This is a genomic window from Labilibaculum sp. K2S (assembly GCF_030372765.1).
GTDB lineage: Bacteria > Bacteroidota > Bacteroidia > Bacteroidales > Marinifilaceae > Labilibaculum.
Window position 1 is genome coordinate 102,350 of record NZ_JAUCMW010000016.1, and the last position, 9,121, is coordinate 111,470.

Consider the following 9,121-nt stretch of genomic DNA (forward strand, 5'->3'; position numbering starts at 1 on the left):
ATAACCGGGCTACGCTACACCCCGAAAATTTGCGGAGGGGGGGAATAAATTTCACCAACTCCATTTTTCTATCTTCACAGAAAAAATTGCGGAGAGAGGGGGATTCGAACCCCCGGTACAGTTTCCCGTACGTCAGTTTAGCAAACTGGTGGTTTCAGCCACTCACCCACCTCTCCTGATCTTGCGGTAGCAAAAGTATGTAAAAAATTCAGATGTGCAAAATATTTACACCCCATTAACAGAAGATTTCGGCGCTTTGGATTATAGTAAATTATAAATCAATGAGATTCATTTCATTTTTTTTTCAAATTACCCAAAATAAAACCGGAAAGTATACGAATACTCCCCGGTTACAATTGAAATTATATCAATTCATCTATTTCTTTTTCCCTTTGTCAGATGGATTTGCAATATTATCCCTCATGTTGGTATCTGCTTCGATATTCTTCATTCGATAATAATCCATAATCCCTAGCTGACCATTTCGAAAAGCTTCAGCCATCGCCCGAGGAACTTCTGCCTCTGCTTCAATCACCTTTGCCCGCATTTGCTGTGCTAATGCCTTATTTTCCTGCTCAAGAGCAACAGCCATGGCTCTTCTCTCTTCTGCTTTTGCCTGTGCAATTTTCAAATCGGCTTCAGCCTGATCTGTTTGCAGTACTGCGCCAATATTTTTACCTATGTCGATATCAGCAATATCAATGGATAAAATTTCAAAAGCAGTACCAGCATCCAAACCTTTCTCCAATACTACACGTGAAATGAAATCAGGATTTTCAAGAACCGTTTTATGAGACTCACTCGAACCGATCGAAGATACGATTCCTTCTCCTACCCTTGCCAACACAGTTTCTTCTCCTGCTCCTCCAACCAATTGCCGGATATTAGCACGTAAAGTAACTCTGGCCTTAGCGATTAACTGAATACCATCTTTAGAAACAGCAGTTACAGGAGGTGTATTAATGACTTTCGGAATAACGCTCATCTGAACGGCTTCGTACACATCTCTACCCGCCAAATCGATTGCTGTAGCCATTTTAAATGTCAAATCGATGTTAGCTTTTGATGCTGACACCAGAGCATGCGTTACCTGAGCGACACGACCTCCAGCCAAATAATGAGCTTCCAGTTCATCCCGATTCAAAATCAAACCTGCTTTTGTACCTTCAATTAAGGCACTTACAATCACTTTTGGCGGAACTTTTCTCCATCTCATAAACACGAGCTGAAGTAAAGAAATTTTAACTCCTGATAATAGAGCTGAAAACCAAAGACCAACTGGGACGAAATAGAATAATATATATATTCCAACCCCAACGGCGACAATTAACATTATTAATGCACCAATTTCCATTTGATTTATTTTAAATAGGTTTTACAATTACAATCTTATCAACGATACCAACGACTACGACCTTTGTTTTTTTATCAACATAAGCCCCCGTAGATCTTGCTTCAACAATTTTCTGATTCAACTTCACTTGTCCCATTGGTGCAAGACGTGAAACACACATCCCTTGATCACCAATAGTAATATTTTCATCATCCAGTTTTTGAACTTTAGAATCGACTTTGGTATTTAGCATGATTTTATTCCATGTTTGCGACTTTAAAGCTAAAACCAAGAATATCCCACTAAGAATTACAGCAGATAAAACAGTAAGGTGTCCTACTGAATTTCCATAATGATGATAAGACATATAAATACCTCCGACTATCATTAGAATGCCGCCAATGGCCGCAACAGTAATTCCTGGAATTACCAAAAACTCCAATAGTAAAAGAACAATACCAAATACGATAAGAAGTACAATAATTAATGCTGTCATTTGCTGCAAATCTGATTTATTTGAAACTAAACAATATTTACTTTCAATCCTTTCTCTGCTAATCTATCCCGCATAGGTTTAATAGTACTCATCGCTCCCTTTTTCACATCACATTTCCCCTTGTAGTGAGTAATATAAGCGCATTGCTCTGCCTGATCAGGATCATGTCTGCACACATCAACCAATGCATCCACAACAAAATCAAAAGTGTGAAAATCATCATTAACCAGCATCAGTGTATTGCGGTTTAAAAGATCGCTAATTACATCGCTCTCTTCTTTATCTGTTTGTGTATTATCAATTCCCAACATAAACGATCTCCCCTATTATTGTCTTAGTATTTCGAGTGCCTGCTGAATGGTAATTTTATCATTTCCTGAAAATGCCACAGTAAAAGCATCCCCTAAACCTGCTTCGCGAAGTTCCATTTTCAATTTACTCACTTTGCTGTAAGAATCAAAATTACCAACTGTACAAATCGTATACCCTCTGTAATCTTTAGAATAGGTTATTGGGTACTTTGAAAATTTTTCCAACTTTAACTTAACGTCCACAGGAACTTCACCGGAATATGCTCCCACCTGAACTCTAAAATTGATCTGCTCATCTGCAACTGCTGTTGTTGTCTTTGCTTCACTAATAACAACTGCAGACCGAGGCTCAGGCTTATAATCCTGATCGGTTACTTTAATTGCTGCACTTAAACTGGTTTTAATACCATCCTTATAAGCTACAACAAAAGTATTGGGAAACAATTGACGAACTTCAGGAACTTCCTTCTTCGCAGCAGCAAATGTAGAGTAAGTTCCTACCATGTACTTATACAATTTTCCATTCCCAACAATTTCCTCCTTCACTTCTCCTAAACCTGAAAAGAAGCTTGATTCTGCCCTATTAGAGAACACTCCAACCTGCAAATGATAAACATATCCATCCTGAGTTTTATTGGCAATTTTGGCATCAGAACTGGAATTTGCAGAAGGAATTATTTCCGAACTCATTACCAATTGTCCTTTCTTGGAAGGAGAATGTACATCAGCGGTGACAGTTCCAATAATATTTTTATTCAAATAATCTGATTCCTGAGATTGAGCCTTCAATAATTTATTTTCGGCCTGCTTACTCAATTCAAATGATTTCTGTTCCAGTTTAGATATCTTATTAGCCAGAACATTACGAGGCATTCCTTCCAAACCATTCAATTGACTTCTTAAATCTTCTGTACCCTCAATTAAACTATCTGAATTAAATTGGTCATTTTTAGCTTCAATAAAAATCTCTCTAGCCTCATTCGATTTAAATTCATTCAAATAATGATAAGTCAATTCACTGCTAACCGGAAAATTAAAGTATGGAAAATCCTCTTTGTTGTATTTCATCGAATAGGAAGGCTCTTCCACACCTTGCTCAAATAAATTTCCATCGACATTACTGTTGCCCACATTTAATATTGCAATATTGGATAACAGATCAGGATTCATCACCACTTTTTGTTCTGAATAATCAGATAATTTTATTTTGTAGATAGTTACTTCATCCTTTCCATTCTCCCTGCTTGAAGTAAAACTTGCGTACTCATCGTTTAAATCAGTTGCAAAAAATAAATCGTTAGATGTCGAGTTAATCGGAAATCCCATATTTTGAGGTTCACTCCAAGTGTCTGATATTTCATTGTATACTGATCTGAAAATATCAAATCCTCCCATACTTGTGTGACCTTGAGAACAGAAATAAAGGGTTCTTCCGTCATTCGACATAAACGGGTATACTTCATCGTAAACAGTATTTAGTGAGCTTAGTGCTTCCCATTCTCCCCAGCCACCATTTCTTAAGCGTTTGGCACGATACAAATCCCGCCCTGTCTTTTTATTTTTCCCAAAACTTGAAAAGTAAATATACTGCCCTTTGTTTGCGAGACAAGCCACCTCTTTATCTCCTTCACCATCATATCTGGATGTAAGGGATTTATCTTTCTTTGACAACCTATCCTCAAAACCTTCAATATCATAGTATCTGAAAAACTCATTCCTGTTTACTACCTTTTTGTTTTTTACATCAACCACATAATAAGAATTTACCAGAGGTAAACCATTCTGACACATCTCTATTAACCGATCTATACCAATCGATTTTTTCTTATAATATTCACTAAACTTCCGATAATACCGTATTGCAGAATTAAACTCATAATTCATATGAAAAGCCCGTCCCAAATAATAAGGAACTGATGCATTTACATTTTTCGTTGATGCAATCTTAAGATGCTGAATAGCCTCCTTAACATTTTCATTCACTTCAACCTGGCAAACCCCCAGATAATAATTGTATTCCGGATCTTGTGGATACACATTTATTAATTCCTGGTACAATGGCAATGCATTAGTAAAGTTCTCCCCGTCGAAGAATGTAAAAGCCTCCTGCTCTATTTGCTGTTCTGTTTTCCCTCCACTAAAACTTTGTGCAACTGAAAACTGAAAGAAGAAAAAAGAAAGAAAAAATAAACCGTAGTGTAATCTCATTTTATTATTCATAGAATCAATTTCTTGAAAATGGAAATTGGGAAAACAAAGAATGCTTCCCTCCAATTAACAACCAAAAAACAATAAACTCCCTGCAATCTTATCATTTACATCAACAAAAACCTCTTGTAATCTGCAGGATCTAACAAAAAGTTAAGATAGTAATTATTTTATAACAAAGATAATATATAATGTGTAAGTACGAAATTACAAAACATAGATTACGATTAACAAAATAATGAGCTGGAAAAATAAAAAAGAAATTCATCCATCATGTTTTAGAAACATTTTTTTTTAACTTCAATGGTTGATAATTTTAACGATGAAAATTCGTACCTCTATGCATATAAAGGTATATTTGCAACTCAAATTCAGAATCGATGACAAACTTAAAAGAAGGAGATAACGCACCGGAATTCACTGGTTTAAATCAAGATGAGAAAGAAATAAAACTTTCTGATTTCAAAGGTAAAAAAGTCATTCTATACTTTTATCCGAAAGACAATACTCCCGGATGCACTGCTGAATCGTGTAATTTAAACGAAAACTACAATAATCTAATAAAAAAAGGATTTGAAGTAATTGGCGTAAGTCCGGACAAAATATCATCACACCAAAAATTTATTGCAAAATATAATTTAGCATTTAATTTAATTGCCGACACAGAAAAAGAAATTTTAGAAGCATATGATGCCTGGGGAGAAAAAAAGTTATACGGAAAAACCTATATGGGCGTTTTGAGAACAACTTTTGTAATTTCGGAAGAAGGAATTATTGAGAAAATATTTACCAAAGTACAAACAAAAGATCATACCAATCAGATTCTATCTGAAATGGATTTAATGTAGAAAATAAATAATTGAAAATATATTATGAGCGCAAAAGAAGTTGTAGAAATCAACAAAGAAAAGCTAAAAGCACTCCAGTTAACTATGGAGAAAATTGATAAAACCTACGGTAAAGGTGCTATCATGAAAATGGGAGACAATGCCATTGAAGATATCGCAACCATCTCAACAGGATCTTTATCCTTGGATATGGCATTAGGTGTGGGTGGACTGCCGCGAGGAAGAGTCATTGAGATTTACGGACCTGAATCATCAGGTAAAACAACTCTGGCTATTCATGCAATTGCTGAAGCACAAAAAGCTGGTGGTATTGCAGCAATTATCGATGCAGAACACGCCTTCGATCGTGCATATGCTGAAAAGTTAGGTGTTGACACTGAAAATCTATTGATTTCTCAGCCTGATAACGGAGAACAAGCCCTGGAAATTGCTGACCAATTGATTCGCTCATCGGCAATTGATATCATTGTAATTGACTCGGTTGCAGCTTTAACTCCAAAAGCTGAGATTGAAGGGGAAATGGGAGATTCAAAAATGGGACTGCAAGCCCGTTTGATGTCTCAGGCTTTACGTAAACTAACAGCAAACATCAACAGAACCAACACAACTTGTATATTTATCAATCAATTGCGTGAAAAAATTGGTGTGATGTTTGGCAACCCCGAAACTACAACCGGTGGTAATGCTCTTAAATTTTACGCTTCTGTTCGCTTGGATATTAGAAGAATCGGACAAATTAAAGATGGCGATGAAATTAACGGCAATCACACTCGTGTTAAGGTGGTTAAGAATAAGGTTGCGCCTCCATTCCGAAAAGCTGAGTTCGACATTATTTACGGCGAAGGAATTTCGAAAACCGGTGAAATTATTGATCTTGGAGTTACTTATAATGTAATTAAAAAGAGTGGTTCATGGTTTTCTTATGGCGAAACTAAATTAGGACAAGGCCGAGAAGGGGTAAGAAAACTTCTTATTGATAACGTTGAATTGGCTGAAGAATTAGAAGCTAAAATTATTGAAGCAATCAATAATCCTGTAGCTGCAGTATAATTTTTTCTTCAAAAAAAGATTTAGAAAGACTCTCAATAAAATTGAGAGTCTTTTTTTATAAAAAAACACCTTCTATCTAAACATATGATATATCGCGCCTTTACAATACTAAAATCAATTATTAAATGTTCTTCGTATTTCATACATTTACAGTGCTAAAATAAATTAACGCAACAAACCTATACAATCATGACAAACAAACAACTTTTGTTAGGCTTGGCAATTGTTACAGGATTATCATCCTGCCAACAAAAAGCTGAGGAATCAAAAGACGATTCATCGTACAAAACACCGGACACCAAACTTGAGTCGGATGTAATGACTCCAGAAGTTTTATGGTCATTCGGACGCCTTGGCGGAGAAAATATTTCTCCTGATGAAAAAACAATTTTATACGGAGTAAGCTATTTCAACAAAGAAGAAAACCGCTCGTACCGCGATCTATATACTCTTGCTGTTGAAGGTGGTAAGCCTGTTCAATTAACAAACACAGAGAAAAAAGAATTCAACGAAATTTGGAGACCTGACGGCAAAAAAATAGCATACATAAGCACTGCCAGCGGCACTGCACAAATGTGGGAAATGAATCCTGACGGAAGCAAGCCTGTTCAAATTTCGGATATTGAAGGAGGCATAGATGCATTCAAATACTCGCCAGACATGAGTAAGATTTTCTACCTGAAAGAAGTACAATTGGAAAAAGCAGTAAAAGATTTATATCCTGATCTTCCGAAAGCAAATGCCCGTGTAATTAACGACATGAACTACCGTCACTGGGACAGCTGGGTAGATACATACACTCATATTTTTATTGCTGATTACAGTGAAAAAATAACATCAGGAAAAGATATTATGCCTGGCGAAAAATGGTCGGCTCCGGTAAAACCTTTTGGTGGCACCGAACAAATTGCATGGTCACCCGATTCGAAAACCTTAGCTTATGTATCGCGCAAATTACAGGGTGTGGAATATGCAAAATCAACGAATTCGGACATCTACTTTTTCGATATCGCTACCGGCGAAACCAAAAACATGACCCAAGGCATGATGGGCTACGATATGAATCCTGTATTCTCTCCTGACGGCAGCAAGATGGCTTGGGAAAGCATGGAAAGAGATGGTTACGAAGCTGATAAAAATCGTTTGTTCGTTATGGATTTAGCTACAGGCGAAAAAACCTTTTACACAAAAGATTTCGATCAGAATGCTCAATCATTAACCTGGAATGCCGACAGCAAAAGTATTTATTTTATATCTGGATGGCATGCAGTACAGGAAATCTACAAGCTAAATTTAGCCGATGGCAAAATAAATCAGGTAACTAAAGGTATTCACGATTACCACACAGTACACATTGCCGGCGATGCTCTTATTGCAACCAAGGTATCCATGTCGAAACCTGCTGAAATTTACAACGTAAATCCAGCAACGGGAGAAGAAAAAGAAATTTCTTTCGTGAACAAGAACATTCTTGATCAACTGGAAATGGGTAAAATCGAAGAACGATGGATAACCACTACCGACAACAAACAAATGCTGGTTTGGGTCATTTACCCTCCTCATTTCGATGCCAATAAAAAATATCCTGCTTTACTTTATTGCCAAGGCGGTCCGCAAGGAACCGTTTCACAATTTTGGAGTTACCGTTGGAATTTCCAGATGATGGCTGCTAATGGTTATATTGTTGTTGCGCCTAACCGAAGAGGTTTACCTGGCTTTGGACAGGAATGGAACGAACAAATTTCGGGCGATTATGGCGGACAAAACATGAAGGATTACCTAAGCGCGATTGATGCTGTTAAACAAGAACCTTTTGTTGACGAAAACCGTTTGGGTTGCGTAGGTGCATCTTATGGTGGATTCTCAGCTTACTGGCTGGCCGGACACCACGAGAAACGTTTCAAAGCATTTATTGCTCACGACGGCATGTTCAATTTAGAAGCCCAGTATTTAGAAACCGAGGAAATGTGGTTTGCAAACTGGGATTTAGGCGGCCCTTTCTGGGAAAAAGACAACAAAATAGCTCAGCGTTCTTACGCGAATTCCCCACATAAATTTGTTCAAAACTGGGATACTCCAATTTTAGTGATACATGGTGGAAAAGATTACCGAATTGTTGAATCGCAGGGAATGCAGGCATTTAATGCAGCACGCCTGCGCGGAATCCCTGCTCAGTTTCTTCATTTACCTGAAGAAAACCATTGGGTTTTGGGCGTTCAAAACGGAATTTTATGGCAGCGCACTTTCGCCAACTGGCTTGACAAGTATGTGAAAGAAGCAAAATAAAATTTGAAATACAGCGTACAAAATCCCCATCAAACGAAAGTCTGATGGGGATTTTTATTCCCATTTAAAAATCATCATTGCATAAAAGTCTTTATCGCTCGATAACGGTACAATGAAAGAGAATTCAAATTCTTTCATCCTCTTCCTTCTTATTTGCCCATCTGGTTCTGCGTGCTCTTATTATCTGGTTTATATCCGCCAACTCGATTTCGGCCAGCCTGGCTAAGGGGCCATAATTATCAGGATCGATTTGTCGTAAAGTAAATAAGAATGGAAATATATCATTGTTCAACATTCGGTGCAGCTTATGAGCTTGCGCAGTAGTTTGCACCCTTTCTTGCCTTACAACCAATTCCGCATTTCTCTTTCGATACAATTCTATTAGTTGATCTACCGCTTCATTTAGAGCAATCAAATATTGATCAATACCAATTAACCTGAGTTCGATTATTAAAGTGTTGTTTTATAGGTAAATAGGTTAAACAAATCATTGTTATTTCTTTGAAAAAGCAATAGAATTTACTAAATTAAATGTCTGACAAACAACTAATTAAAAGTAAACTCTATGCTTTTTGATAAAGATAAAATT

General features: G+C 36.9%; 8 protein-coding genes and 2 tRNA genes (1 of these 10 only partly in view). 3 read left to right on the forward strand and 7 right to left on the reverse strand.

Annotated elements, in window-relative coordinates:
- From QUH73_RS16010 to QUH73_RS16035, 6 genes are all read right to left on the reverse strand, one after another.
- Positions 1-24, reverse strand: a tRNA-Pro gene (locus QUH73_RS16010); it reaches 151 nt to the left of the window's first position.
- A 65-nt stretch (positions 25-89) separates the two neighbouring features.
- Positions 90-176: transfer RNA gene (locus QUH73_RS16015), tRNA-Ser, on the reverse strand.
- A gap of 200 nt (positions 177-376) precedes the next feature.
- Positions 377-1,354 (reverse strand): flotillin-like protein FloA, encoded by a 978-nt coding sequence (gene floA / locus QUH73_RS16020; protein ID WP_101311289.1) that lies wholly within the window; start codon positions 1,352-1,354, stop codon positions 377-379.
- Positions 1,355-1,364: 10 nt separating this feature from the next.
- On the reverse strand, positions 1,365-1,829 hold the full coding sequence (locus QUH73_RS16025; RefSeq protein ID WP_289531451.1) for an NfeD family protein: 465 nt from the start codon (positions 1,827-1,829) through the stop codon (positions 1,365-1,367).
- 26 nt (positions 1,830-1,855) lie between these two features.
- The gene (locus QUH73_RS16030) at positions 1,856-2,140 is read right to left on the reverse strand and encodes an ATP-dependent Clp protease adaptor ClpS (RefSeq protein WP_289531452.1); all 285 of its coding nucleotides are present in this window, start codon (positions 2,138-2,140) and stop codon (positions 1,856-1,858) included.
- 15 nt (positions 2,141-2,155) lie between these two features.
- On the reverse strand, positions 2,156-4,360 hold the full coding sequence (locus QUH73_RS16035; RefSeq protein WP_289531453.1) for a hypothetical protein: 2,205 nt from the start codon (positions 4,358-4,360) through the stop codon (positions 2,156-2,158).
- A gap of 368 nt (positions 4,361-4,728) precedes the next feature.
- On the opposite strand from QUH73_RS16035, the gene bcp reads away from it, so the two are divergent.
- The 3 genes from bcp (at position 4,729) to QUH73_RS16050 (ending at position 8,532) form a co-directional block, all read left to right on the forward strand.
- Complete coding sequence (gene bcp, locus QUH73_RS16040; RefSeq protein WP_289531454.1) at positions 4,729-5,196, forward strand: thioredoxin-dependent thiol peroxidase; 468 nt, start codon at positions 4,729-4,731, stop codon at positions 5,194-5,196.
- Between the two features lie 24 nt (positions 5,197-5,220).
- Complete coding sequence (gene recA, locus QUH73_RS16045) at positions 5,221-6,246, forward strand: recombinase RecA (protein ID WP_289531455.1); 1,026 nt, start codon at positions 5,221-5,223, stop codon at positions 6,244-6,246.
- A gap of 189 nt (positions 6,247-6,435) precedes the next feature.
- Positions 6,436-8,532 carry a S9 family peptidase gene (locus QUH73_RS16050; protein ID WP_289531456.1) on the forward strand — a complete coding sequence of 699 codons (2,097 nt, stop codon included), beginning with the start codon at positions 6,436-6,438 and terminating at the stop codon, positions 8,530-8,532.
- Positions 8,533-8,656: 124 nt separating this feature from the next.
- Here the strand turns inward: QUH73_RS16050 and QUH73_RS16055 are convergent, their stop codons facing one another.
- Entirely contained in the window at positions 8,657-8,947 is a 291-nt protein-coding gene (locus tag QUH73_RS16055; protein ID WP_289531457.1) for a hypothetical protein, read from the reverse strand.
- Positions 8,948-9,121: the final 174 nt, after the last annotated feature.